This is a genomic window from Streptomyces flaveolus, from assembly GCF_014648815.1.
Lineage (GTDB): Bacteria > Actinomycetota > Actinomycetes > Streptomycetales > Streptomycetaceae > Streptomyces > Streptomyces flaveolus.
The window spans coordinates 220,691-243,759 of record NZ_BMRV01000005.1 but is presented as its reverse complement, the minus strand read 5'-3'; the positions used below and the strand labels follow the sequence as shown (position 1 = coordinate 243,759).

Sequence of the window (23,069 nt, the reverse complement as noted above, 5' to 3'; positions counted from 1 at the left end):
CGGAGATGAGGAAGAGCCACCCCGTACGGCGTGCCGTGCTCGCCGGTGCGGCGACCGTGTCCGGGATCGTGCTGCTGCTGTCGCTGAAGCCGGCGTCCGACCCGGCTTCCGCCTCGGCGGCGGGCGGCGCCGCGCCGCCGGTGGCCGCGCAGTCGCCGCAGGGCGGGCGGGGCGCGGGGGCGGGTACGGTCACCGGCGACGTGGCCGACACCCAGTACGGCCCGGTCCAGGTCCGGGTCACCGTCAGCGGCGGCCGGATCACCGCGGCCGAGGCCGTCCAGGCGCCCAGGGGCGGACGCAGCGACCAGATCACCGCCGACGCCGTGCCCAAGCTCAACCAGGCGGCTGCGACGGCCGGCAACGCCGACATCGACGCCGTCTCCGGGGCGACCTACACCAGCGCCGGGTACCGGCAGTCCCTGCAGTCGGCGCTGGACCGGGCCGGTGACTGACACGGTGGCCGAACCCGCACAGGCTCCCGCCGCGGTGCGTCGGGTGGTGGAGACGATGGGGACCGTCTTCTCCTTCGACGTCCGCGGCGGGGAACCCGCGGCCGTACGGGCGGCGCTCGACCAGGCGGTCGCCGGGCTGCACCGGGTAAACAAGGTGTTCAGCACCTACCGGGAGGACAGCCAGGTCTCCCGGCTGGCGTGCGGCGAGCTGACCCTCGCGCAGTGCGCGCCCGAGGTCGCCGAGGTGCTGGAGCTGGCCGCGGAGGCGGAGCGCGTGAGCGGCGGCTGGTTCAGTCCGTCGTACCGGGGGCGGCTCGACCCGACCGGGATCGTCAAGGGCTGGGCGGTGGAGCGCGCGGCCCGGCTGGTCGCGGGGGCGGGGGCGAGCGGCGTCAGCGTCAACGGGGGCGGCGACGTGCAGATGCTCGGGACGCCGGGGGCGCGGCGGCCGTGGCGGGTGGGGGTGGCGGATCCGCTGCGGCCGGGCGGACTCGCGGCCGTCGTCTCCGCGTCCGGGGCGAGGGAGCTGGCCGTCGCCACGTCCGGGACGGCGGAGCGGGGTGCGCACATCGTCGATCCGCGCACCGGGCGCTCCGCGGTGACGGACCTGGTGGCGGTGACGGTGGTGGCGCCGCGGCTGACGTGGGCGGACTGCTGGGCCACGGCGGCGTTCGCGATGGGGTCGCGGGAGGGGTTGCGGTGGCTGGAGTCGCTCGACGGGGTGGAGGGGCTGTTGATGACCGCAGGGGACGAGGTGCGGTGCACCGGGGGGCTGGCGGGTTGGCTGGGGTGAGCGGGGTCGGCGGGTGAAGGGTGCCTCGGCTCAGGTACCGGCGTCTCACTCGCCGCGTTCGCGGGGTGCCGCTGCGGCCGGCCGTCATGCAACGCCTCAGGGGCGCGGGGAACTGCGCGACCAGCCACCGGCCACCCGCGCCCTGCCGACGAACCGAAGCCCCGCGGCGCTCAATGCCCGTTCTGGGCCAACCTCAGCAAGTGATCCGCCAGCGCCTGACCGCCCGTCGGCTCCCTGCTGATCAGCAGCAACGTGTCGTCACCCGCGATCGTCCCCAGGATGTCGTGCAGCTCCGCCTGGTCGATGGCCGAGGCGAGGAACTGCGCCGCCCCCGGCGGGGTCCGCAGGACCACGAGGTTCGCCGACGCCTCCGCGGAGATCAGCAGCTCCGCGGAGAGCCGCCGCATCCGCTCCTCCTTCGCCGACTCCCCGAGCGGCGCCCGCGGGGTACGGAAACCGCCCTCGCTGGGCACCGCGTAGATGAGGTCGCCGTCGTTGTTGCGGATCTTCACCGCGTTCAGCTCGTCCAGATCCCGGGAGAGCGTCGCCTGCGTGACGGTCAGCCCGTCGTCGGCGAGCAGCTTCGCCAGCTGGCTCTGCGAGCGCACCGCCTGCCGGTTGAGGATGTCCACGATCCGGCGGTGGCGTGCGGTGCGGGTCTGCGGTACGGCAGGCCCGTTGGTCTGCTCGTGCTCCTGCGCCTGGCTCATCGTCGTCTCATTCTCCGGATCGTCCGTCCCCGTGGGCCTCGTGGGCCTGGTCAAGGATGCCGGGCAGCGCCCCGAGGAACGCGTCCACCACGTCGTCGCCGAGATTCAGCGCGGGCATCAGCCGTACGACATCGGGTGCGGGCGCGTTCACGAGGATTCCGGCGTCCTGAGCCGCCTGCTGCACTGTGGGCGCGAGCGGCTCGGTGAGCACGATACCCAGGAGCAGTCCGGCGCCCCTGACGTGGGCGACGAGCGGGTGGCCGAGGGCCTCGACGCCGCCGCGGAGTTTCTCGCTCTGCCGCTTGACGTTGTCCAGCAGCCCCTCGCCCGCGATGGTGTCCAGCACGGCGAGGCCGGCGGCACAGGCGACGGGGTTGCCGCCGAAGGTCGTGCCGTGCTGGCCGGGCTGGAGGAGATCGGCGGCGCGTCCGAAGGCGACCGTCGCGCCCAGCGGCAGTCCGCCGCCGAGGCCCTTCGCGAGGGTGACGACGTCCGGCAGGACGCCCTCGTGGGCCTGGTACTCGAACCAGTGCCCGGTCCGCCCGATGCCGGTCTGCACCTCGTCCAGCACCAGCAGGGCACCGGTGGCCGCGGTGATGGCCCGCGCCGCCTTCAGATAGCCGGGCGGCGGGACGACGACGCCGTTCTCGCCCTGGACCGGCTCGATGATCACGAGGGCGGTGTCCTCGGTGACCGCGGCGGCCAGCGCCTGGGCGTCGCCGTACGGGACGTGCGTGACGTCGCCGGGCAGCGGCAGGAACGGCTCCTGCTTGCCGGGCTGCCCGGTCAGCGCCAGGGCGCCCATGGTGCGGCCGTGGAAGCCGCCCTCGGTCGCGACCATGTGCGGCCGTCCCGTGAGCCGGCCGATCTTGAAGGCGCCCTCGTTGGCCTCGGCGCCGGAGTTGCAGAAGTAGACCCTGCCGTCGCGGCCGAAGTGCTGGAGCAGCCGTTCGGCGAGCGCGACGGGCGGCTCGGCGACGAAGAGGTTGGAGACGTGGCCGAGGGAGGCGATCTGCCGGCTCACGGCGTCGACGACCGCCGGGTGGGCGTGGCCGAGGGCGTTGACCGCGATGCCGCCGACGAAGTCGAGGTACTCCGTGCCGTCGGCGTCCCAGAGCCGGGAACCCTCGCCGCGTACCAGGGGCAGGCGGGGCGTGCCGTAGTTGTTCATGAGCGCGCCCTGCCACCGGGCGGTCAGTTCCTCGTTGCTCACGACTCCCCCTGTTCGTCCGGCACGACCATCGTGCCGATGCCCTCGTCGGTGAAGATCTCCAGCAGGATCGAGTGCTGGACCCGGCCGTCGATGACGCGGGCGGTGGTGACGCCGTTGCGTACGGCGTGCAGGCAGCCCTCCATCTTCGGCACCATGCCGCTGGACAGCTCGGGCAGCAGTTTCTCGAGCTGGGACGCGGTGAGGCGGCTGATCACCTCGTCGGAGTTCGGCCAGTCCTCGTAGAGGCCCTCGACGTCGGTGAGGACCATGAGAGTCTCGGCGCCGAGCGCCGCAGCGAGTGCCGCAGCCGCCGTATCAGCATTGACGTTGTAGACATGTCCGTCGTCCTGGGAACGGGCGATCGAGGAGACGACCGGGATGCGGCCGTCGGCGAGCAGGGCCTCGATGGCTCCGGTGTCGATCTGGGTGATCTCGCCGACCCGTCCGATGTCGACCGGCTCGCCGTCGATCTCCGGCTGGTGCCTGGTGGCGGTGATGGTGTGCGCGTCCTCGCCGGTGAGGCCGACGGCGAGCGGGCCGTGCTGGTTGAGCAGCCCGACCAGTTCGCGCTGCACCTGCCCGGCCAGCACCATCCGTACGACGTCCATGGCGTCCTCGGTGGTGACGCGCAGGCCGGCCTTGAACTCGCTGACGATGCCGTGCTTGTCGAGGGCGGCGCTGATCTGGGGGCCGCCACCGTGTACGACGACGGGCTTGAGACCGGCGTGGTGCAGGAAGACGACGTCCTGGGCGAACGCGGCCTTCAGGTCCTCGTCGACCATGGCGTTCCCGCCGAACTTGATGACGACGGTCTTGCCGTTGTGCCGGACCAGCCACGGCAGCGCCTCGATGAGGATCTGCGCCTTCGGGAGGGCGGTGTGCTTCCGGGTAGTGCTCATGAGGAGTACGCGCTGTTCTCGTGGACGTAGTCGGCGGTGAGGTCGTTGGTCCAGATGGTCGCGGTGGCGTCGCCGGCGGCGAGATCGGCGACGATGTGGACCTCGCGGTAGCGCATGTCGACCAGCTCGCGGTCCTCGCCGACGCCGCCGTTCTTGCAGACCCAGACGCCGTTGATGGCGACGTTCAGCCGATCGGGCTCGAAGGCGGCGTCGGTGGTGCCGATCGCGGCGAGCACGCGGCCCCAGTTGGGGTCCTCGCCGTGGATGGCGCACTTGAGGAGGTTGTTGCGGGCGATGGTGCGGCCCACCTGGACGGCGTCCTCCTCGGTCGCGGCGTTCACGACCTCGACCTTGATGTCCTTGCTGGCGCCCTCGGCGTCCCGGATGAGCTGCTGGCCGAGGTCGTCGCAGACGGTGCGGACGGCCTCGGCGAACTCGGCGTACTCGGGGGTGGCGCCGGAGGCACCGGAGGCGAGCAGCAGCACGGTGTCGTTGGTGGACATGCAGCCGTCGGAGTCGACCCGGTCGAAGGTGACCTTGGTGGCGGCGCGCAGGGCGCGGTCGAGGACCTCGGTCTCCAGGTCGGCGTCGGTGGTGATCACGACCAGCATGGTGGCGAGGCCCGGGGCGAGCATGCCGGCGCCCTTGGCCATGCCGCCGACGGTCCAGCCGTCCTTGGTCACCACGGACGTCTTGTGCACGGTGTCGGTGGTCTTGATGGCGATGGCGGCCTTCTCGCCGCCGTGCTCGGAGAGCTGACCGGCGGCGGTCTCGACGCCGGGGAGCAGCTTGTCCATGGGCAGCAGGACGCCGATGAGGCCCGTCGAGCAGACGGCGACCTCACCCGCGCCCGTGCCGAGCACCTCGGCCGCCTTCTCCGCGGTGGCGTGGGTGTCCTGGAAGCCCTTGGGACCGGTGCAGGCGTTCGCGCCGCCGGAGTTGAGGACGACGGCGGTCAGCTCACCGCTCTTGAGGACCTGCTCGGACCACAGGACCGGCGCGGCCTTGACGCGGTTGGCGGTGAAGACGCCCGCGGCGGAGCGTCGGGGGCCGGTGTTGACCACGAGGGCCAGGTCGGGGTTGCCGTTCTCCTTGATCCCGGCGGCGATGCCCGCCGCCGTGAATCCCTTTGCTGCCGTCACACTCACGGCGCAACTCCGATCGTCGTCAGTCCGGTGGTCTCGTCGAGACCCAGGGCGATGTTCATGCTCTGGACGGCACCGCCCGCGGTGCCCTTGGCCAGGTTGTCGATGGCGCTGATGGCGATGACACGGCCCGCGGCGGCGTCGTACGCGACCTGCACCTGGACGGCGTTCGAGCCGTACACGGAGGCGGTCGCGGGCCACTGCCCGTCGGGCAGCAGGTGCACGAACGGCTCGTCGGCGAAGGCCTTCTCGTAGGCCGCGCGAACGGATTCGGCGCTCACTCCGTCCTTCGCCTTCGCGCTGCAGGTGGCGAGGATGCCGCGGGGCATCGGCGCGAGGGTCGGCGTGAAGGAGACGGAGACCGGCTCGCCGGCGACCGCGCCGAGGTTCTGGATCATCTCGGGGGTGTGCCGGTGGCCGCCGCCGACGCCGTAGGGCGACATGGAGCCCATCACCTCGCTGCCCAGCAGGTGGGGCTTGGCCGCCTTGCCCGCCCCTGAGGTGCCGGAGGCGGCGACGATCACGGCCTCGGGCTCGGCGAGGCCGGCGGCGTAGGCCGGGAAGAGCGCGAGCGACACGGCGGTCGGGTAGCAACCGGGCACCGCGATGCGCTTGGACCCCTCCAGCGCGGCGCGGCAACCCGGCAGTTCGGGGAGGCCGTAGGGCCAGGTACCGGCGTGCGGGGAGCCGTAGAACCTCTCCCAGTCACCGGCGTCCTTCAGCCGGAAGTCGGCGCCCATGTCCACGACCAGCACGTCCGGGCCGAGCCGCTCGGCGACGGCGGCGGACTGGCCGTGCGGCAGCGCGAGGAACACGACGTCGTGCCCGGCGAGCGCCTCGGGCGTCGTCGCCTCCAGGACGCGGTCGGCCAGCGGCAGCAGGTGCGGCTGCAGCGCGCCGAGCCGCTGTCCGGCGTTGGAGTTGCCGGTCAGGGCGCCGATCTCGATCTCGGGGTGCGCGAGGAGCAGACGCAGCAGCTCTCCGCCCGCGTACCCACTCGCTCCGGCCACCGCCGCACGTACCGCCATGGAAAACCCTCCTCCTGGATGGCATGACTATACGTTTCGCTGCACGTTTATGCAACGCCGTGACAAGGCGGCCCGGCCCGTTGCCACCATGGAAGCGGAGCGAGTCCGGTGAGGAACTGTGAGGGGCGGTCGACCGCACATCCGTCGGGGGGTTCCGGGGGCCGACGGCCGCTCGCCCCGCCCGCCCGGGGCGGCACACGCGTCCGCGATGATGAGCCGCATGACTCCGATCACCGGCATGGACCTGACCGGCTTCACCGAGCGCGAGCCGGGGGTGTGGACCGACGCGCACGGGACGGTGCTGTCGATCCACTTCTTCCCCCTCGTCCCGGACCTTCCGGCCCCGCTCGACGCGCCCGTGCCCCTGCGCATCGGTCTCGCCCACGGCGTGGCGGGGGCGGGCGGCGCGCTGATCGAGGCGCTGGACGGCACGGTGGACGGTGTGCCGGCGGTCCGGCAGCTGATCAAGGTGCCGCGGCCGAACGGACACGGCCAGGTGTTCCTCGGCTCGTGGACGGTGCCGAAGGCCGCGTGCAGCACGGTCCTGAAGGTGCAGGCGGCGGAGGGTGCGACGACCGGGATACGGGAGGCGACGGTGATGGCGCGGGTGGGGCCGTCCGACTACTTCCGGCCCCACCCCTACGCCCCCGGGGTGACCGGCGGGCTTCCGCACCACGTGGCCGACGACGCGTCGTGGGACGCGCACTTCCCCGACCACCCGCTCACCCTGGTCCGGGCCGCACTGGACCGGATCACGCCGACGGTCACGCTGGACGAACGGTTCAAGATCCTGCCGCCGTTCGCGGGACCGGCGGCGCCCCACGCACCGCAGCCGCCTCATGCCCCCGAGCCGCCGCAGCGTCCCGGGGGACGGGGCCGGTTCGGGCGCCGCAAGGAGCGGTGACCGCGCGGCACCCGCCAGGAGGCCGCGCGGTCCGGGGCCCCCGCTACCGCTGCTTGATCCGCAGGAACGTCACCGAGTTGGCCGGGAAGGTGTACGTGAACTTCCCCGCCACCCCCGAGAAGGTCGACGTCACCGGGGTCACCGGTGCGTCCGTCTCGGTGTTCACGGCGTCCTGGTCGGCCGCCAGGGTGGTGACCCGCGCCTTGGAGGCGACCTTGGCGCCGCCGAGGTCGACGGCCGTGCGGGCCGCCGTGTCCTGGGCGTTGACGACCTTGACGATCAGCTCGCCGTTCCGCGCGTCCTTCGTGACGATCTGGCGGAACGGCTCGGCCGGCTTGTCGTCGGTGAAGCCGCCCCACTCCTCGCCGTCGAGGTAGAGGGTGACCTGACGGCCCCGGACCTTGATGTCGATGTCGTAGGCACGGCCCGTCTCGATCGACCCGGCCTTGGTCAGCAGCGTCGACTTGCCGCCGTCCGAGGCCTGTTCGACGGCGGACTGGGTGTTGTTCCAGCCGCCCAGGTTCCACCAGTAGTAGTTGCCGGTGTCCTTGACGCCGAAGGCGACGAGGAAGCCCTCCTTGCCGGACTTCTTGGTGGCCTTCACGTGCAGGTCGTAGTTCTGCCAGGCCGGGTCGCCCGCCGTGACCAGGGTGTTCTCGGCGGCGGCGTCGGTCTGCACGTACTGCCCGTCCTGGACGGTCCAGGCCCCGGCGCCGCTGTGCGTCCACTGCGAGGCGTCATGGGAGAAGTCGTCGGAGAGCAGGGTCCGCCCGTCGGCCGAGGTCACCTTCACGTCGTCGTAGGCCGCGCTGGTCGCCCAGGTCGACAGGCCGACGGCGCCGGTGATGGGACCGCTGACGGCCGGGGTGCCGGTGGCCTTGGAGGGGACCACACGGTCGCCGGTGTTGTTCATGAAGAGCTTCTGGACCTCGTAGTTGGCCGAGTTCCAGGAGGCGCGGTTGTTGAACCAGATCAGGTCCGGGCGCCACTGCACGTAGTCCTCGTTGGCGAGCAGCGGGGCGTAGGAGGCGAGCTTGACGACGTCGGCGTTGCGCTCCAGGCCGGTCATGAAGGCGGCTTCGGCCAGGGCGTTCTTCCAGGCGTTGCCCTGGGAGGCGTACTCGCCGAGGAAGACCTTCGGGCCGCTGCGGTCGTAGGAGTCGTAGCGGTCGTTGTTCTGCAGGAACCACTCGGGGCTGTTGTAGTAGTGCTCGTCGACCATGGCGACGCCGGCGTCCCGGTTGAGCTGCCAGGCGGTGTCGAAGGTGGCACCGGAGTCGTCGGGTCCGGAGTTGGAGACGACGGTGACGTCCGGGTACTTCGCCTCGATGGCCGCGCGGAACTTCTCGAAGCGGGCGAAGAACTGGACCGGGAGGTTCTCCTCGTTGCCGACCTCGAGGTGGGTGAGGTGGAACGGCTTCGGGTGGCCCATCTCGGCGCGCTTCTTGCCCCAGGTGGAGGTCACGGGCCCGTTGGCGAACTCGATGAGGTCCAGGGTGTCCTGGATGTGCCGCTTCAGCAGCGCGTCGTCGTCGACGGCCCGGTTCTGGCCGCAGCCGGTGACCAGGGCGGGCACGACGGGCAGCGGCATGGCGCCGATGTCCTCGGCGAAGCGGAAGTACTCGTAGTAGCCGAGGCCGTAGCTCTGGTTGTAGCCCCAGAAGTTGGCGTTGGTGGCACGCTCCTCGACCGGGCCGATGGTGTCCTTCCACTGGTAGGAGCGCTTGCGCTGCCAGCCGGAGGCGGCGCTGTAGTCCTCCATGGAACCGGTGTTGACCAGGCAGCCGCCGGGGAAGCGCAGGAAGCCCGGGTGCAGGGCCTCGATCTTCTCGGCGAGATCCTTGCGCAGACCGTTGGGCTGCCCCTTGTAGGTGTCGCGGGGGAAGAGGGACACCATGTCGAGGGCGGCCGGCGCGGTGGTGGCGACGACGAGCCGGCCGCGGTTGCTGGTGCGGGTCGCGGTGAAGGTGGCGGTGTACTTGCGCCACACGCCCCGGGCGGCCACCTGGCCCACCTTCGCGAGCGTGCCCGCGCTGTCCCGGAGGGAGACGGTGAGGGTGGTGCCGCTCTCGGCGCGGGCCCATACCGAGAAGTCGTACGTCCTGCCCGCCTCGACGCGGATGCCGGTGTTGTAGCCGGCGTTGGTGACCGAGGAACCGGCGGCCAGGGAGAGGTAGTTGCGGTTGCGCTCGTTCAGCCTGCCGTCGTCGTTCAGCACCTCGGCCGTGCCGTCGGCCGTCCAGGCGGTGAGCGGCGTGTACGAGCCGTTGTCCGCGGTGGAGTACTCGAAGGAGCGGTTCTGCACCAGTTCGGCGTACAGGCCTCCGTCGGCGGCGCGGTTGATGTCCTCGTAGAAGACGCCGTACATCGTGTCGTCGATCGCGGCGCCGGTGGCGGCCGGGTCGACGGTGATCGTGTAGTCGGCGGCGGCTTCGGCGTGGGCGGGGGACGGCAGCAGGGCCGTGGCGGTCAGGAGGGCGGTGGCGCCGAGACCGAGTCTCAGGCGGGTGCGTGACATGGATACTCCGCGGCTCTCACTAGGGTAGTTCGAAATATCGGACGTTGATCAGCACTTCGAACGGCAACATAGGGAGGGGGCGGATGCGCGTCAATGGGTCGCGCAGTAATGCGTGGGACGGAGAGCGGCACGGGATGGGCGAGTTCTGGCCAGTACCGGACGTACTGGCGTACCTGGCCGGGCGGTGGCGCACGGAGCGGTCGGTGCGGGACCTCGCGAGCGGCGACGTCGGCCGCTTCGAGGGAACGACCGCTTTCGAGACGTGGGAGGGCGGCGGTCTGCGCGGCCACGAGTCCGGCGCCTTCACCTGGCGGGGCGTGGCCCGTCCCGCCGAGCGGACGCTGCGCTACGAGCCGGGCGGCGCGCCGGGCACGGCCCACGTGTGCTTCGCGGACGGCCGGCCCTTCCACGACCTGGACCTGACGTCGGGCCGTCATGTGGCCGACCACCCCTGCGCGGCCGACCTCTACCGCGGCGAGTTCACCGTCCGGGACCGGGACCACTGGCGGACGGTGTGGCGCGTGGGCGGCCCGGCCAAGGACCTGCTGCTGACCACCGACTACACGCGCGAGGGCTAGCCCGCCGCGGGGGCCTCAGGGTCCGGCCGGCGCCCCGTCGAAGCGGAGGTTCCAGCGGCCCGCGCGGCCCGTGAGGGTGGTCGTCGACAGCGGGCGCACATCGAGGTTCCAGTACGTCGCGGGCGGCGCCTTCAGCGCGTACACCAGGGCCGCCCGGACCACGGAGGGCTCGGCCACCGCGACGATGCGGTCGCCGTCCTCGCCGGGCCGGGTGTCGAGCCAGCCGCCGACGCGGGTGATGAGGGCGAACAGCGACTCCCCGCCGTGCGGGGCGGAACGCGGATCGGCGAGCCAGGTGTCCACCGCCGCCGGTTCCCGGGCCATCGCCTCGCCGAGCGTCAGCCCGCCCCAGCGGCCCATGTCGCACTCGCGCAGGGCGAGTTGGGCCAGCGGGGCGTAGCCGAGGGCGTCGCCGGTGGCGCGGCTGCGGGGCGTGGGCGAGCAGTAGCGCAGCTCTGCCGCCGCGAGCGGCAGCAGGTCGGGCGCGGCGCGCAGCACCTCGTCCCAGCCGGCCTGGTCCAGCGGCCGGTCGTCCCCGAAGCGCTCCGCGAGCAGGGGCGAGCTGCGCGCAGCCGCGACGAACGTGACCCGAAGCGCCATGCGGTGATGGTGGGCCGCGGAAGTGGGCTGGTCAAGAGGTGTTACCAGTGGGTTACCCAGGGTGCGTCACGGCTCACCGACCGAAGGCGAGGGTCATCCACTGGTCGGGGCGGTCCAGCGGGGTGAAGCCGAGCTTCTCGTAGACGCCGTGCGCGTCGTGCGTGGCGAGCAGGATGCGGCGCAGCCCGTACGGCCTCAGCTGCTCGCGCACGGCACCGACCAGGGCGGTGCCGAGGGCCTTGCCGCGCGCCGAGGGGTCGACGTACACGTCGCACAGCCAGGCGAAGGTCGCCCGGTCGGTGATGACGCGGGCGTACGCCACCTGCTCCCCCGTCACCGCCTCGTACACCCCGAAGTTGAGCGAGCCGGCGATCGCCCGGTCCTGCTTCTCGCGGGTCCGGCCGAGCGCCCAGTACGCGTCGGTGGACAGCCACCGGTGCACGCGTCCGGCGTCGATCCGGTCGGGGTCGGTGGAGATCTCGTAGCCCTCGGGCAGGCGCGGCGTGTCGGTCATGGCGGGATGGTCGCAGCGGCGGCCGGACGGCGTCGACCCGTTATCCGCGCGTCCCGGCCTGTTCGCGCACCTCGGCCCAGGCCGTGCTCAGTCGCCGCACCCCCTCCGCGATCTCGCCCGTCCCGGCCACCGCGGCGAAGCTCAGCCGCAGGTGGGCGGCCGGGGGCTCGGCGCTGAAGTAGGGGCGGCCCGGTGTGATCGCGACTCCCGCCCGCAGGGCGGCCGCGGTCAGGGCCGCCTCTGCGGTGCCGTCGGGCAGGCGCGGCCACAGGTGGTAGCCGCCGGACGGGATGTGGGCCAGGGTGAACTCGGACAGGTGCAGGCGGAGTGCGGACGTCATCGCGTCGCGGCGGGCCTTCAACTCGGCGGAGACGGCGCGCAGATGGCGTGGCCAGGCGGGCGAGCCGACGAGTTCGAGCGCCGCCTCCTGAAGGGGGCGGGGCACGAAGAAGGTGTCGACGACCTGGATGGCGCGCAACCGCTCCAGCACGGGGCCGCGCGCCGCCAGGGCGCTCACCCGGAAGCTCGGCGAGGTCGCCTTGGTCAGCGAGCAGACGTGCACGACGACGCCATCCGCGTCGTCGGCGGCCAGCGGACGCGGCAGTGGCCCCGCGTCCTCGTGCACGAGCCGCCGCACGAAGTCGTCCTCGACGACGAAGGCGCCGGCCTCGCGGGCGATGCGCAGCACCTCGCCGCGCCGCTCGGGCGCGAGTACGGCACCCGTCGGGTTCTGGAAGAGGGGCTGGCAGACGAAGACGCGGGCGCCGGTCGCCCGGAAGGCGTCGGCGAGCAGGGCCGGCTTCACGCCGTCGGCGTCGACGGGGACCGGCACCGGGCGCAGACCGGCGGCCCGTGCGATGGCGAGCATGCCGGGGTAGGTCGGCGACTCCACGAGGACGGGCGCGCCGGGCGGCGCGAGGGCGCGCAGGGCGGTGGTCAGCGCCGACTGTCCGCCCGAGGTGACGAGCACCTCGGCGGCCGTGACCGCACCGCCGATGCTGCGGGCGAACCACTCCCGCAGTTCCGGCAGTCCCTCCATCGGCGGCCTGCCCCACGCGCCGGGACGGCGTCCCGCCCGGGACAGCGCCGCCGCCATGGCCCGTTCCGGCTGGAGCGAGGTGTGCAGGTAGCCGCCGTTGAACTCGACGACGCCGGGCGGCGGGGCGGCCAGCGAGACCAGGACCCCGGAGGCGTCCACCGAGCGCGGCACGAGGTCGGCGGCGCCGTCGGCACTGAGGGCGACCTCCTGCCAGGAGGTGTCCCCGGCCGGGGCGGCACTCGGCCGCGCGGCCGCCCGGAAGGCCCCCGCGCCGGGCCGGGTCACCACCAGACCCTCGGCGGCCAGTTGCGCCAGGGCGCGGGAGACGGTCACCGGACTCACCCGGAAGCGGTCGACGAGGGCACGGCTGGACGGGAGCTTTCCACCAGGTGAGTAGCGGTCGAGTTCCCGTCGCAACTGGTTCGCCAGTTCAGCGACACTGCTACGCTCTTGCATGACAGTACAGAGTAGCGCTACCAGCCCGACGAGGATAGCGGTCAGCGGTCCGGCCACGGCATCCGGCGGTACCTCCTCCGGCACCCTGCTGGCCGCGCTCGGCGTCGTCGCGTTCTCGCTCACCTTCCCCGCCACCGCCTGGGGCCTGGAGGGCTTCGGGCCCTGGTCCCTGGTCGCCGTGCGCAGCGTGCTCGCCGCGCTGATCGCCGGGGGCTGTCTGCTCGGCCTGCGCGTGCCGCTGCCCGAGCGGCGGCACTGGTTCGGCCTCGCCGTGGTCGCCGGGGGCGTGGTCCTCGGCTTCCCCCTGCTGACCACGCTCGCGCTGCAGACCTCGACCACCGCGCACGCGGCCGTCGTGGTCGGCCTGCTCCCGCTGACCACCGCGCTGCTGTCCGCGCTGCGCATCGGCACGCGCCCCTCGCGCACCTTCTGGATCGCGGCGCTGGCGGGCGCGGCGGCCGTGGTGGCGTTCACCGTGCAGCAGAGCGGTGGCGCGCTGACCACCGCCGACGCCTACCTCTTCGCGGCGCTGCTGGTGTGCGCGGCCGGATACACCGAGGGCGGCCGGCTGGCCCGGGTGATGCCGGGCTGGCAGGTCATCGGCTGGGCGCTGGTGCTGTGCCTGCCGCTCACCGTGCCCGCCACCGCGCTGGCCCTGGCCCACGAACCCGTGCACCTGACCGCGCACAGCGTGGCCGGGCTGCTGTGGGTGGCGGCGGGCTCTCAGTTCCTCGGCCTGGTCGTCTGGTACCGGGGCATGGCGGCCATCGGCGTACCGAAGGCCAGCCAGTTGCAGCTGGCCCAGCCGCTGCTCACACTGGTGTGGTCGGTACTTCTCCTGGGCGAGCACCTGACGGTGGCCGCCCCGCTGACGGCGGCTGCGGTGCTGGTGTGCATCGCGGTCACGCAGCGGTCACGGGGCTGAGCGGCGAAACGTGCGGCACACACGTGAGGAGGCCTCACAGATGCACGCGATGAAGGGCGACCAGCTGGTGCAGCACGGCCGGGTGGTCGGTGAGCACGACAAGGTCGGCGAGATAGTCGAAGTGATGGGCAAGGAAGGCACTCCCCCGTACCGGGTCCGGTTCGAGGACGGGCACGAAGGCGTGTGCTCGCCCGGCCCCGACACCGAGATCCGGCACAGGGAGATGCGGATCTAGCTCAGCGCGGGGTGTCCGCGGGCTGCTGGTAGTGGTCGGCGGCCACCCGCGCCATCGCGCCGAGCCGGTCGTCCGCCACGTCCTTCGCGGCGAAGAAGACGTGACCGCGCACCTCCGGGTGGTCCGCGGCCAGGGCGAGGTGCCGGGAGAGTTCGTCCCGGTCCTGCCACGCGGCGGGTTGCGCCGGGTCACCGGCCTTGTACAGCGCCTCCCCCACGTACAGCTGGGTCCGGCTGCCCCTGGCCACCTCCGCCCACCACGGCAGCAGCTTCGCGTAGTCGGCGGCGGGCAGACCGATGTTCCAGTACAGCTGCGGGACGATGTAGTCGAGCCAGCCCTCGCGCACCCACTTGCGGGTGTCCGCGTACAGGTCGTCGTACGTCTGGACGCCCGCGGTCGTCCGCGAGCCGCGCTCGTCGGTGGCCGCGTTGCGCCACACCCCGAAGGGGCTGACGCCGAAGCGGGCGGTGGGCCGGGCCTTCTTGACGCGGGCCGCCGTCTCGCGCACCAGCCGGTCGATGTTGTCCCGCCGCCAGTCGGCCTTGGTGGCGAAGCCACTGCCGTAGGTGCGGTACGTCCCGCCGTCGTCGAAGGCCTGCCCCGCCACCGGGTACGGGTAGAAGTAGTCGTCGAAGTGGACGCCGTCCACCGCGTACTTCTCCACCGCGTCCATCATCGCGTCCTGCACGAAGGCGCGGACCTCGGGCAGCCCCGGGTTGTAGTAGAGCTTCCCGCCGTACGGCACCACCCACTCCGGGTTCCGGCGGGCGGGATGCGCGGGCACGAGGTGGGACGGGTCGTCGTGCAGGGAGACGCGGTACGGGTTGAACCAGGCGTGCAGCTCCAGACCGCGGGCGTGGGCCTCGCGCACGGCCGTGCCCAGCGGGTCCCAGCCCGGGTCCCGGCCCTGGCTGCCGGACAGGTACTGCGACCACGGCTCGTACGCCGACGGCCACAGCGCGTCCGCCGTGGGCCGCACCTGGAAGATCACCGTGTTGAGGTTGTGGCGGACCGCGGTGTCGAGGAGCTCGACGAGTTCGGCGCGCTGCTCGGACGCCCGCAGGCCGGCCCGGGTGGGCCAGTCCCGGTTGTTCACCGTGGCCAGCCACATGCCCCGCATCTGCGTGACGGCGCGGCGCCGGTGGCCGGGCCGTCCCGGTGGGGCCGGTGGCGCGGGCGCCGCCGGTGCCGCGGACGCGGGCGCGGGCGCCAGGGTGAGCGCCGACAACGCGGCCACCGCGAAGGCCCGACGCGAGACACGGCCCATGGGAGACCTCCAGAAACGCTGTGGATCCGCACCGTCACGGATCGTGTACGGGACCTCAGCATGCCCGACCCGGGCGACGGATCCGCGGCACTTCGGGGGTAACGTGCACGATCGGAGCAGGCGCCGGGGACCCCGGCGGACCTGCCTCAGCCGTGGAGTCAGCGAAAGGGACGATGTGACCGGCATCTCGGGAGATATCGCACGCGTCGGCGTGGTGGGCTGCGGTCAGATGGGGGCGGGCATCGCCGAGGTGTGCGCCCGCTCCGGCCTGGAGGTGAAGGTCGCCGAGACCACCGGCGAGGCCTTGGAGATCGGCCGGACCCGGCTGTTCAACTCCCTCACCAAGGCCGCCGAGCGCGGCAAGATCACCGAGGAGGAGCTCGAGGCGACGCAGGCGCGCCTGAGTTTCACCACCGACCTGGGCGAGTTCGCCGACCGTGACCTCGTCATCGAGGCCGTCGTCGAGAACGAGCAGGTCAAGACCGAGATCTTCCAGGTGCTCGACCAGGTGGTGACCCGGCCGGACGCGATCCTGGCCTCCAACACCTCCTCGATCCCGCTGGTGAAGCTGGCGGTCGCCACCTCGCGGCCGGACCACGTCATCGGCATCCACTTCTTCAACCCGGCCCCGGTGCAGCAGCTCGTCGAGCTGATCCCGGCGCTCACCACCTCCGAGGGCACGCTCAGCCGGGCGCAGCTCTTCACGGAGAAGGTGCTCGGCAAGCACTCGATCCGCGCCCAGGACCGCTCCGGCTTCGTGGTCAACGCGCTGCTGATCCCGTACCTGCTCTCCGCGATCCGGATGTTCGAGTCGGGCATCGCCAGCCGCGAGGACATCGACAACGGCATGGAGATGGGCTGCGCCCACCCGATGGGCCCGCTGAAGCTGTCCGACCTGATCGGTCTGGACACGGTCGCCTCGGTCGCCTACTCGATGTACGAGGAGTACAAGGAGCCGCTCTACGCCGCTCCCCCGCTGCTCCAGCGCATGGTCGACGCGGGCCGGCTGGGCCGCAAGAGCGGCTCGGGGTTCTACACCTACGGCTGACGCTGAGTGACCGCTTCGCGGGCCCGGCACCCGGTGCGGTGCCGGGCCCGCGGCGTTCGCACCCCGTGTGCGCACCGGGCCCGCATATGCCGTACGCACACTCTCCCCACACGCCCACCAGGCGAGTTGACTCATCATGCGCATTGCAAGGGATGTGATTCGACCCCCGTTCGACCACGAAAGGAGCGGATTCGTGACCGCCGATCCCGAGCATCCCGCCGTCCCTGGAGAACTCGCAGAGTTACGGCGCCGCCTCGATGTCGCCTACGCCCGCGTGGAGGGCGGGCTGGCACTGCTCAGCCATCGCACCGAGGAGACCGCCAAGGACCTGGACGAGCTGAGCACCCGGCTCGTCACCCTGGAGCACGCCCGCTGGCCCCTGCCGGCGGTCACCGCGGTCACGGCCGTGGGCGCGCTCGTGGTGGCCCTCTGGCAGGCGTTCGGACGCTGAGCGGCGCGGTGGCGGACGCGGCAGACGCCGGGGATCACGGCATGGCGTCCTGTCCGAGCCGCAGGTGGTGCAGCAGGAGTAACGCGGCCGCCATGTTGGCGGCCGGGACCTCCCCGCGGGCGACCAGGTCGGGGACGAGTTTGAGGGGCACCCATTCCCGGCGGTCCGACTCGAAGTCGTCCACGGGGTGTCCGACGTACTCGCCCTCGTCGGCCCAGTAGACGTGGTGCCGGGCGTCGGTGAGCCCGTTGGACGGCTCCACGCTCATGAGGTGGCGCAGCGGTCCCGGCCGCCAGCCGGTCTCCTCCTCCAGTTCCCTGGCCGCCGCCACCGCGACGTCCTCGCCGTCCTCGACGACACCGGCCGCGAGTTCCCAGCCCCAGCTGTCGGTGATGAAGCGGTGCCGCCACAGCAGGAGGACCTCGTTCGCCTCGTTGACCACCGTGGCGACGGCCACGGGGCGCATCCGTATGAGGAAGTGGTCGAGATGCCGGCCGTCCGGTAGCTCGACATCCGCGAGGTTGACGCTGAACCAGCGATTTGCGTACACATTCTGTTCGTTCTGTTTCGTCCACTGCACGGTTCTGCCACCTTTCTTGAGTAGGTGGCAATATCGCAGCCGGAGCGGCCCGACAGCAGGCGCACGACGGCCGCTCACGGCGCAGTGGTGGGCGCGGCGTCCCCGGGAGGGCGAGCCGGCTAGAGCGGTACGCGCAGTGCCCCGTCGATGAGTTCGGCGGCCTCGGCCGTGCCTCCGCAGCCGCTGCGCACCAGGTGTTCGCGCACCGCGCGAAGTCTGTCGCGCAGGCGCTGGGACTCCATTCCGCGGGCCTGTTCCGCCATCTGCACGGCGGTGGCGACCGCCTTGTCGGCGTTGCCCCGGCGCAGTTCGATGGTGCTGAGCATGGCGAGCCGGTGCACACGGCCCCGGTCGTGCGCCGGGTTGTCGACGGCCTGCGCGGCGTGCTCCCCGGCCGCCGCGAGTTCGCCGAGGCTGAGCAGCGCCTCGGCCACCTGGACGTTGACCAGGCCGGGCTGGACATAGCCGGTCTCGTCGGGCTCGTAGCCGCGCCGGATGCGTTCGGCGGCCTGCTCGGCCCGCCGGATGCACGACAGGGCGCCGGTGCCGTCGCCGAGGTGGGCGTACGCCTTGGCCTGCATCGCGTACAGGTCGGAGGCGAGCGCCGGGGTGATGTGCCGGCCGGCGGTGCGCAGGGCGGCCTCGGCGAAGGCGACGGCCTGGCGGTACTCCCGCAGGAACAGCGCCTGGTTGACCAGCAGCGCGATGACGTACGCGCCCAGCCCCCGGTCGCCGCTGGCCTTGGCCAGGCGGAGCGCCTGGTGGAAGTAGCGCTGGGCGAGGCCGTGCGCGTCCGAGTCGTACGCGCAGATGCCGGCCACCGCGACCAGGCCGCCGGTGGCCCGGTGGAGCTGGCGGCCGGTGGCGTCGGTGTAGCCGCCGCGCAGCAGCGGGGCGGCCTCCGCGTTGAGGAAGCCGACGATGCGGGCGCGCGTCGCGACACCGCCGGCCTTGCGGTACATCTGCTCGTAGTGGGTGCGGGCCGAGCGCAGCATCTCCAGGTCGGCCGTGGTGACCCGGTGCCGGCCGCCGCGGGAGACGTCCACGTCCTCGGGCGGGTTCTCCCACTCCCACACCGGCATCACGGCGGGCGTGCCGGTGAGCGCGGGCGCGCCCAGGATGTGCGGGCGCTGCTGCTGGTCGGAGCGCCACAGGGCGGTCGCCCGCTCCACGAACCCGGACAGCGAGCCGGTGTGCGGCCCGGCGGGCTCGCCGGGCACACCGAGGCCGATGTCGTCGAGGGTGACGGGCCGGTGCAGCCGTGCGGCGAGGACCTCGCAGATCAGGTCGGGCACCTGGCCGCGCGGCCGCTGTCCCTTCAGCCACCGGGCGACGGCGGTGTGTTCGTATCTCAGCGAGAGCCCGCGCGCCCGTCCCGCCTGGTTGACGTGGGCGGCCAGTCCCGCGTGCGAGACCCCTGCCTCGTCCAGGACCGCGTCGAGCAGAGTGTTGGGCTGCATGATGCCCCCCGGGTGATTCGGTGCCGACAGCGTAGTGTGTCGTCCTTCACACGGGGTGTGAACGGAGTACGCGAATCCGCGGCGTGTGCGCGCTGTCGCGGAGAGTGCCGGGCCGGTTGACTGAACTGCCTCGAAAGAGGCCGGCCGGGCCGCCGGCTCCCCCTCGTACAGTGCGGCGGCCCGTTTCACGCCGTCCGCCCAGCTGCCTGCCCGACACTCCGTGGCGGGGCGGACGGCTCCGCCGGCCCGACAGGGCGACTGGCTCCGCCGGTTGCGTGGAGGATCGCGGTGCGTCGTCGTCCGCGGGCGCGTCGTGGTTGCTCGCGCCCACGCGGCGGAGCCGCACATGTCACAGCCCCGCGCCCCTTACCGGCATGACCGCAACGCCCTCGAAGGGCCCCCGCCTCTCGATGAGCGTTGCGCCGGCGGACTGAAGGGGCGCGGGGAACTGCGCGACCAGCCACCGACTACCGTCAGCCGCCGGACGGCAGAAGCCCCCCGCCCCTCGGGCGCACCGCTAGCTGCGCAGTACCGCTCCGACCCGCTCGCCCGCGAGGGCGACCGCCGCGTCGCGGGCTGCGGACGCCTCGTCGACCGTCAGCGTCCGGTCCCCCGCGCGGAAGCGCAGTGCGTACGCGAGGGACTTGCGCCCCTCCCCCAGCTGCTCCGCGTTGTCGTAGACGTCGAACAGCCGGATGGACTCCAGCAGTTCGCCCGCACCGTCGCGCAGCGCGGCCTCGACGTCCGCCGCCGGGACGAACGCGTCGACGACCAGGGCGACGTCCTGCGTGGCGACCGGGAACGTGGAGATGCTCGGCGCCTGCGGGGTGTCGTTCCCGGCGCGGGCCACCGCGTCGAGGTCCAGCTCCATCGCACAGGTCCGCGCGGGCAGACCGAGCGCCTTGATCACCCGCGGGTGCAGCTCACCCGCGTGCCCGACGACTCGCTCCGCACCGTCGGCCGTGACGATCAGCTCGGCGCAGCGCCCGGGGTGCCAGGGCCCGTACTGTCCCTTGCGGAGGATCAGCTCGGCCCCCGCCGCCCGTGCCACGAGGCGCCCCGCCTCGACCGCGTCGGCCCAGTCGGCCGGGCGGCCCTGGCCCCACCAGCCGGCCTGCTCGCGGGCGCCCGCGAGGACGACGGCGACGTGCCGGGGCTGGTCGGGCAGCGCGGCGTCCAGCGCGGCGAGGTCCTCCTCGCTGGGGCGCCGGTCGACGGGCAGGTTGACGGCGACACGCTGCTCGTCGCGGGGCTGGAAGACCAGGCCCGTCTCGAAGAGGGCGAGGTCGTGGCTGCCCCGGCCGTCGTTGCGGCGCAGGGCGCCCAGCAGGCCCGGCAGCAGCGAGGTCCGCAGCGCGGGCTCCTCGTCGCTGAGCGGGTTGACCAGCCTGACCACCTGGCGGGCCGGGTCGTCGGCGTCCAGGCCGAGCTGGTCGAAGACCTGCTCGCTGACGAACGGGTAGTTCAGCGCCTCGACGTAACCGGCGCCGGCCAGCGCCCGGCCGACGCGGCGGTGCAGCCGCTGCCGGGCGGTCAGGCCACGGCCCGCCGGGGGACGGGGCAGCGTGGAGGGCAGGTTCTCGTAGCCCTCCAGGCGGATGACCTCTTCGGCCAGGTCGTTCGGGTCGGTGAGGTCGGGCCGCCAGGACGGGGCGGTGACGATCAGCTCGTCCTGCCCGTACACGTCGCAGCCGACCTCCTGGAGGCGGCGTACGACGGTCTCACGGCCGTACGTCACGCCCGCCACCTTGTCCGGGTGGTCGGCGGCCATGGAGATGGTGTGCGGCGCGGACGGGGCGCTGAGCTCGGTGACACCGGCCTCGGCGGTGCCGCCCGCGAGGAGCACGAGCAGGTCGACGGTGCGCTGGGCGGCGGCGGCCGCGGCCTGCGGGTCGACGCCGCGCTCGAAGCGTCGGGACGCCTCGGAGGACAGCTTGTGGCGGCGGGCGGTGCGCGCGACGGACACCTGGTCGAAGTGGGCGGCCTCGATGACCACGTCACTCGTCGCGTTGCCGCCGTTCTCGGCGGCACCGTGGTCGGCGATCTCCGTGTTGGCGCCGCCCATGACGCCCGCGAGGCCGATCGGGCCGCGGTCGTCGGTGATGACCAGGTCCTCGGCGTGCAGCGTCCGCTCGACGCCGTCGAGGGTGACGATCTTCTCGCCCTCCTCGGCCCGGCGCACGCCGATGGTGCCCTGGACCAGGCCGCGGTCGTAGGCGTGCAGGGGCTGGCCGAGCTCCATCATCACGTAGTTGGTGACGTCGACGGCGAGCGAGATCGGGCGCATGCCGACCTTCTGCAGGCGCCGCTGGAGCCAGATCGGGGAGCGTGCCTCGGGGCTGAGGCCGGTGACCGTGCGGGCCGTGAAGCGGTCGCAGCCCGTGGGGTCGGCGATCTTCACGGGGTAGCCGTAGGCGTTCGGACCGGGCACGTCGAGCAGGGCCGGGTCGCGCAGCGGCAGGCCGTAGGCGATCGCGGTCTCGCGGGCGACGCCGCGGATGGACAGGCAGTCGCCGCGGTTGGCGGTGACGGCGATGTCCAGGACCTCGTCGACCAGCTCCAGCAGCTCGATGGCGTCCTTGCCGACCTCGGTCTCCGGCGGCAGCACGATGATGCCGTGCGTGCCGTCGTCGCCCATGCCCAGCTCGTCGCTGGAGCAGATCATGCCGTGGGACGTCTTGCCGTACGTCTTGCGCGCGGAGATCGAGAAGCCACCGGGCAGGGTGGCGCCGGGGAGGACCACGACGACCTTGTCGCCGACGGCGAAGTTGCGGGCGCCGCAGACGATCTCCTGGGGCTCACCGGTGCCGTTGGCCTGGCCGACGTCGACGGTGCAGAAGCGGATCGGCTTCTTGAAGCCCTCCAGCTCCTCGATGGTCAGCACCCGGCCGACGACGAGGGGGCCCTTGAGGTCGGCGCCCAGGTGCTCGACGGTCTCGACCTCCAGGCCGGCCGAAATCAGCTTGGCCTGCACGTCGCGGCCGGTCTCGGTGGCCGGCAGGTCGACGTACTCCCGCAGCCAAGAAAGCGGGACCCGCATCAGATCTCCATCCCGAACGGCCGGGTGAACCGGACGTCACCCTCGACCATGTCTCGCATGTCCTCGACGTTGTGGCGGAACATCAGCATCCGCTCGATGCCGAACCCGAAGGCGAAGCCGCTGTACTTCTCCGGGTCGACGCCGCAGGCGACGAGCACCCGCGGGTTGACCATGCCGCAGCCGCCCAGCTCGATCCAGCCTTCGCTGGAGCAGGTGCGGCAGGGCCGGTCGGGGTTGCCGACGGACGCGCCCTTGCAGACGTAGCAGAGCATGTCCATCTCGGCGGACGGCTCGGTGAAGGGGAAGAAGTTCGGCCGCAGCCGGGTCTTCATCTCCGCGCCGAACAGCGACTGGACCATGTGGTCCAGGGTGCCCTTGAGGTCCGCCATGGTCAGGCCCTCGTCGATGGCGAGCAGCTCGACCTGGTGGAAGACGGGGGTGTGCGTGGCGTCCAGCTCGTCGGTGCGGTACACGCGGCCGGGGCAGATCACGTAGACCGGCAGCTCACGGCCGAGCGCCGAGCGGATCTGCACGGGCGAGGTGTGGGTGCGCAGCACGACGCCGGACTCGGTGCCGCCCTCGGGGCCCTCGACGAAGAACGTGTCGGCCTCGCCGCGGGCCGGGTGGTCCGGGCCGATGTTCAGGGCGTCGAAGTTGAACCACTCGGTCTCGACCTCGGGGCCCTCGGCGACCTCGTAGCCCATGGCCACGAAGATGTCCTCGATGCGCTCGGAGAGCGTGGTGAGCGGGTGGCGGGCGCCGGCCGGCACGCGGTCGTGGGGCAGCGTGACGTCCACGGCCTCCTCGACCAGCACGCGGGCGTCGCGCTCGGCCTCCAGCTCGGTCTGGCGGGCGGCGAGGGCCTTGTTCACGGCGCCGCGGGCCATGCCGACGCGCTTGCCGGCCTCGGCCTTGGCGTGCGGGGGCAGGGCGCCGATCTCGCGGTTGGCCAGCGACAGCGGGGAGGTGCCGCCGGTGTGGGCGACCTTGGCCTCCTGGAGCGCGTCGAGGGAGTCCGCGGCGGCGAAGGCGGCGAGCGCCTCGTCCCGCATGCGCTCGATCTCTTCCGGTTTCAACGCCTCGACCTCGACAGGGTCGTACGACTTATTCGGTGCCGACATCTCTTCCCGTGCTTCCGATTGGCTGGCTGGTGGTCCCCGTCACCGGCTCGTGGACGAAGCGTCTCGATCTGGACGTCTCCGTCTGCGGGACAC

The 23,069-nt window shown here is 72.6% G+C and carries 21 protein-coding genes and 1 pseudogene; 8 read left to right on the top strand and 14 right to left on the bottom strand.

Going from position 1 to position 23,069, the window contains the following annotated elements; genetic code table 11:
• Positions 1 to 5: 5 nt before the first annotated feature.
• Both IEZ05_RS14860 and IEZ05_RS14855 read left to right on the top strand, forming a co-directional pair.
• Positions 6 to 443 (top strand): annotated as a pseudogene (locus IEZ05_RS14860) (FMN-binding protein); the annotation flags it as partial.
• Positions 444 to 507: 64 nt separating this feature from the next.
• Positions 508 to 1,245 carry an FAD:protein FMN transferase gene (locus IEZ05_RS14855; RefSeq protein WP_189230735.1) on the top strand — a complete coding sequence of 246 codons (738 nt, stop codon included), beginning with the start codon at positions 508 to 510 and terminating at the stop codon, positions 1,243 to 1,245.
• A gap of 170 nt (positions 1,246 to 1,415) precedes the next feature.
• Here IEZ05_RS14855 and IEZ05_RS14850 read toward each other — a convergent pair whose 3' ends face one another.
• From IEZ05_RS14850 to argC, 5 genes are read right to left on the bottom strand one after another with little or no spacing between them, the layout of a single operon-like run.
• Positions 1,416 to 1,955 carry an arginine repressor gene (locus IEZ05_RS14850; RefSeq protein WP_189230564.1) on the bottom strand — a complete coding sequence of 180 codons (540 nt, stop codon included), beginning with the start codon at positions 1,953 to 1,955 and terminating at the stop codon, positions 1,416 to 1,418.
• A 7-nt stretch (positions 1,956 to 1,962) separates the two neighbouring features.
• Positions 1,963 to 3,168, bottom strand: a complete 1,206-nt coding sequence (locus IEZ05_RS14845) for an acetylornithine transaminase (protein ID WP_189230563.1) — start codon at positions 3,166 to 3,168, stop codon at positions 1,963 to 1,965.
• Entirely contained in the window at positions 3,165 to 4,067 is a 903-nt protein-coding gene (gene argB / locus IEZ05_RS14840) for an acetylglutamate kinase (protein WP_189230562.1), read from the bottom strand. Before argB ends, IEZ05_RS14845 begins: the two co-directional genes overlap by 4 nt.
• The gene (gene argJ / locus IEZ05_RS14835) at positions 4,064 to 5,215 is read right to left on the bottom strand and encodes a bifunctional glutamate N-acetyltransferase/amino-acid acetyltransferase ArgJ (protein ID WP_189230561.1); all 1,152 of its coding nucleotides are present in this window, start codon (positions 5,213 to 5,215) and stop codon (positions 4,064 to 4,066) included. The genes argB and argJ overlap by 4 nt, the downstream gene beginning before the upstream one ends.
• Positions 5,212 to 6,240, bottom strand: coding sequence for an N-acetyl-gamma-glutamyl-phosphate reductase (gene argC / locus IEZ05_RS14830; RefSeq protein ID WP_189230560.1), 1,029 nt, complete (start codon positions 6,238 to 6,240; stop codon positions 5,212 to 5,214). Before argC ends, argJ begins: the two co-directional genes overlap by 4 nt.
• Positions 6,241 to 6,460: 220 nt before the next feature.
• Between argC and IEZ05_RS14825 the strand changes: the two genes are divergently transcribed.
• Positions 6,461 to 7,144 carry a hypothetical protein gene (locus IEZ05_RS14825; RefSeq protein WP_189230559.1) on the top strand — a complete coding sequence of 228 codons (684 nt, stop codon included), beginning with the start codon at positions 6,461 to 6,463 and terminating at the stop codon, positions 7,142 to 7,144.
• 43 nt (positions 7,145 to 7,187) lie between these two features.
• On the opposite strand, the gene IEZ05_RS14820 is transcribed toward IEZ05_RS14825, so the two are convergent.
• The gene (locus tag IEZ05_RS14820) at positions 7,188 to 9,662 is read right to left on the bottom strand and encodes an alpha-L-arabinofuranosidase C-terminal domain-containing protein (RefSeq protein WP_189230558.1); all 2,475 of its coding nucleotides are present in this window, start codon (positions 9,660 to 9,662) and stop codon (positions 7,188 to 7,190) included.
• Between the two features lie 134 nt (positions 9,663 to 9,796).
• Between IEZ05_RS14820 and IEZ05_RS14815 the strand changes: the two genes are divergently transcribed.
• Positions 9,797 to 10,240 (top strand): DUF6314 family protein, encoded by a 444-nt coding sequence (locus IEZ05_RS14815; protein WP_189230557.1) that lies wholly within the window; start codon positions 9,797 to 9,799, stop codon positions 10,238 to 10,240.
• Between the two features lie 15 nt (positions 10,241 to 10,255).
• On the opposite strand, the gene IEZ05_RS14810 is transcribed toward IEZ05_RS14815, so the two are convergent.
• The 3 genes from IEZ05_RS14810 to IEZ05_RS14800 all read right to left on the bottom strand — a co-directional run bounded on the left by IEZ05_RS14810 (position 10,256) and on the right by IEZ05_RS14800 (position 12,849).
• Positions 10,256 to 10,840, bottom strand: coding sequence for a histidine phosphatase family protein (locus IEZ05_RS14810; RefSeq protein WP_189230556.1), 585 nt, complete (start codon positions 10,838 to 10,840; stop codon positions 10,256 to 10,258).
• Between the two features lie 73 nt (positions 10,841 to 10,913).
• Positions 10,914 to 11,354, bottom strand: a complete 441-nt coding sequence (locus tag IEZ05_RS14805; RefSeq protein ID WP_189230555.1) for a GNAT family N-acetyltransferase — start codon at positions 11,352 to 11,354, stop codon at positions 10,914 to 10,916.
• A gap of 40 nt (positions 11,355 to 11,394) precedes the next feature.
• The gene (locus IEZ05_RS14800; protein WP_189230554.1) at positions 11,395 to 12,849 is read right to left on the bottom strand and encodes an aminotransferase-like domain-containing protein; all 1,455 of its coding nucleotides are present in this window, start codon (positions 12,847 to 12,849) and stop codon (positions 11,395 to 11,397) included.
• Between IEZ05_RS14800 and IEZ05_RS14795 the strand changes: the two genes are divergently transcribed.
• A complete protein-coding gene (locus IEZ05_RS14795) occupies positions 12,848 to 13,774 on the top strand; it encodes a DMT family transporter (RefSeq protein ID WP_189230553.1) in 927 nt (308 codons plus the stop codon). The genes IEZ05_RS14800 and IEZ05_RS14795 overlap by 2 nt on opposite strands.
• Positions 13,775 to 13,814: 40 nt before the next feature.
• Positions 13,815 to 14,009: a DUF1918 domain-containing protein gene (locus IEZ05_RS14790; RefSeq protein ID WP_189230552.1), complete on the top strand. Its 195-nt coding sequence runs from the start codon at positions 13,815 to 13,817 to the stop codon at positions 14,007 to 14,009.
• 1 nt (position 14,010) lies between these two features.
• Here IEZ05_RS14790 and IEZ05_RS14785 read toward each other — a convergent pair whose 3' ends face one another.
• Complete coding sequence (locus tag IEZ05_RS14785; RefSeq protein WP_189230551.1) at positions 14,011 to 15,276, bottom strand: glycoside hydrolase family 10 protein; 1,266 nt, start codon at positions 15,274 to 15,276, stop codon at positions 14,011 to 14,013.
• Positions 15,277 to 15,451: 175 nt separating this feature from the next.
• On the opposite strand from IEZ05_RS14785, the gene IEZ05_RS14780 reads away from it, so the two are divergent.
• Positions 15,452 to 16,324, top strand: a complete 873-nt coding sequence (locus IEZ05_RS14780) for a 3-hydroxybutyryl-CoA dehydrogenase (protein ID WP_308033458.1) — start codon at positions 15,452 to 15,454, stop codon at positions 16,322 to 16,324.
• A 193-nt stretch (positions 16,325 to 16,517) separates the two neighbouring features.
• The gene (locus IEZ05_RS14775; protein ID WP_189230550.1) at positions 16,518 to 16,775 is read left to right on the top strand and encodes a hypothetical protein; all 258 of its coding nucleotides are present in this window, start codon (positions 16,518 to 16,520) and stop codon (positions 16,773 to 16,775) included.
• 34 nt (positions 16,776 to 16,809) lie between these two features.
• Here the strand turns inward: IEZ05_RS14775 and IEZ05_RS14770 are convergent, their stop codons facing one another.
• From IEZ05_RS14770 to pheS, 4 genes are all read right to left on the bottom strand, one after another.
• Entirely contained in the window at positions 16,810 to 17,355 is a 546-nt protein-coding gene (locus IEZ05_RS14770; protein WP_189230549.1) for an NUDIX hydrolase, read from the bottom strand.
• 119 nt (positions 17,356 to 17,474) lie between these two features.
• A complete protein-coding gene (locus IEZ05_RS14765; protein ID WP_189230548.1) occupies positions 17,475 to 18,815 on the bottom strand; it encodes a transcriptional regulator in 1,341 nt (446 codons plus the stop codon).
• A 517-nt stretch (positions 18,816 to 19,332) separates the two neighbouring features.
• Complete coding sequence (gene pheT, locus IEZ05_RS14760; protein WP_189230547.1) at positions 19,333 to 21,855, bottom strand: phenylalanine--tRNA ligase subunit beta; 2,523 nt, start codon at positions 21,853 to 21,855, stop codon at positions 19,333 to 19,335.
• Positions 21,855 to 22,976: a phenylalanine--tRNA ligase subunit alpha gene (pheS, locus tag IEZ05_RS14755; protein WP_189230546.1), complete on the bottom strand. Its 1,122-nt coding sequence runs from the start codon at positions 22,974 to 22,976 to the stop codon at positions 21,855 to 21,857. The genes pheT and pheS overlap by 1 nt, the downstream gene beginning before the upstream one ends.
• Positions 22,977 to 23,069 lie beyond the last annotated feature (93 nt).

Bases quoted from the DNA above. Each gene is read 5' to 3' on its own strand.
- pheS (WP_189230546.1), bottom strand. From the start codon at position 22,976: ATGTCGGCACCGAATAAGTCGTACGACCCTGTCGAGGTCGAGGCGTTG.
- IEZ05_RS14820 (WP_189230558.1), bottom strand. From the start codon at position 9,662: ATGTCACGCACCCGCCTGAGACTCGGTCTCGGCGCCACCGCCCTCCTG.
- argC (WP_189230560.1), bottom strand. From the start codon at position 6,240: ATGGCGGTACGTGCGGCGGTGGCCGGAGCGAGTGGGTACGCGGGCGGA.
- IEZ05_RS14810 (WP_189230556.1), bottom strand. From the start codon at position 10,840: ATGGCGCTTCGGGTCACGTTCGTCGCGGCTGCGCGCAGCTCGCCCCTG.
- IEZ05_RS14790 (WP_189230552.1), top strand. From the start codon at position 13,815: ATGCACGCGATGAAGGGCGACCAGCTGGTGCAGCACGGCCGGGTGGTC.
- IEZ05_RS14800 (WP_189230554.1), bottom strand. From the start codon at position 12,849: ATGCAAGAGCGTAGCAGTGTCGCTGAACTGGCGAACCAGTTGCGACGG.
- IEZ05_RS14805 (WP_189230555.1), bottom strand. From the start codon at position 11,354: ATGACCGACACGCCGCGCCTGCCCGAGGGCTACGAGATCTCCACCGAC.
- IEZ05_RS14785 (WP_189230551.1), bottom strand. From the start codon at position 15,276: ATGGGCCGTGTCTCGCGTCGGGCCTTCGCGGTGGCCGCGTTGTCGGCG.
- IEZ05_RS14825 (WP_189230559.1), top strand. From the start codon at position 6,461: ATGACTCCGATCACCGGCATGGACCTGACCGGCTTCACCGAGCGCGAG.
- pheT (WP_189230547.1), bottom strand. From the start codon at position 21,855: ATGCGGGTCCCGCTTTCTTGGCTGCGGGAGTACGTCGACCTGCCGGCC.
- IEZ05_RS14815 (WP_189230557.1), top strand. From the start codon at position 9,797: ATGGGCGAGTTCTGGCCAGTACCGGACGTACTGGCGTACCTGGCCGGG.
- IEZ05_RS14850 (WP_189230564.1), bottom strand. From the start codon at position 1,955: ATGAGCCAGGCGCAGGAGCACGAGCAGACCAACGGGCCTGCCGTACCG.
- IEZ05_RS14765 (WP_189230548.1), bottom strand. From the start codon at position 18,815: ATGCAGCCCAACACTCTGCTCGACGCGGTCCTGGACGAGGCAGGGGTC.
- IEZ05_RS14855 (WP_189230735.1), top strand. From the start codon at position 508: ATGGGGACCGTCTTCTCCTTCGACGTCCGCGGCGGGGAACCCGCGGCC.
- IEZ05_RS14795 (WP_189230553.1), top strand. From the start codon at position 12,848: ATGACAGTACAGAGTAGCGCTACCAGCCCGACGAGGATAGCGGTCAGC.
- argB (WP_189230562.1), bottom strand. From the start codon at position 4,067: ATGAGCACTACCCGGAAGCACACCGCCCTCCCGAAGGCGCAGATCCTC.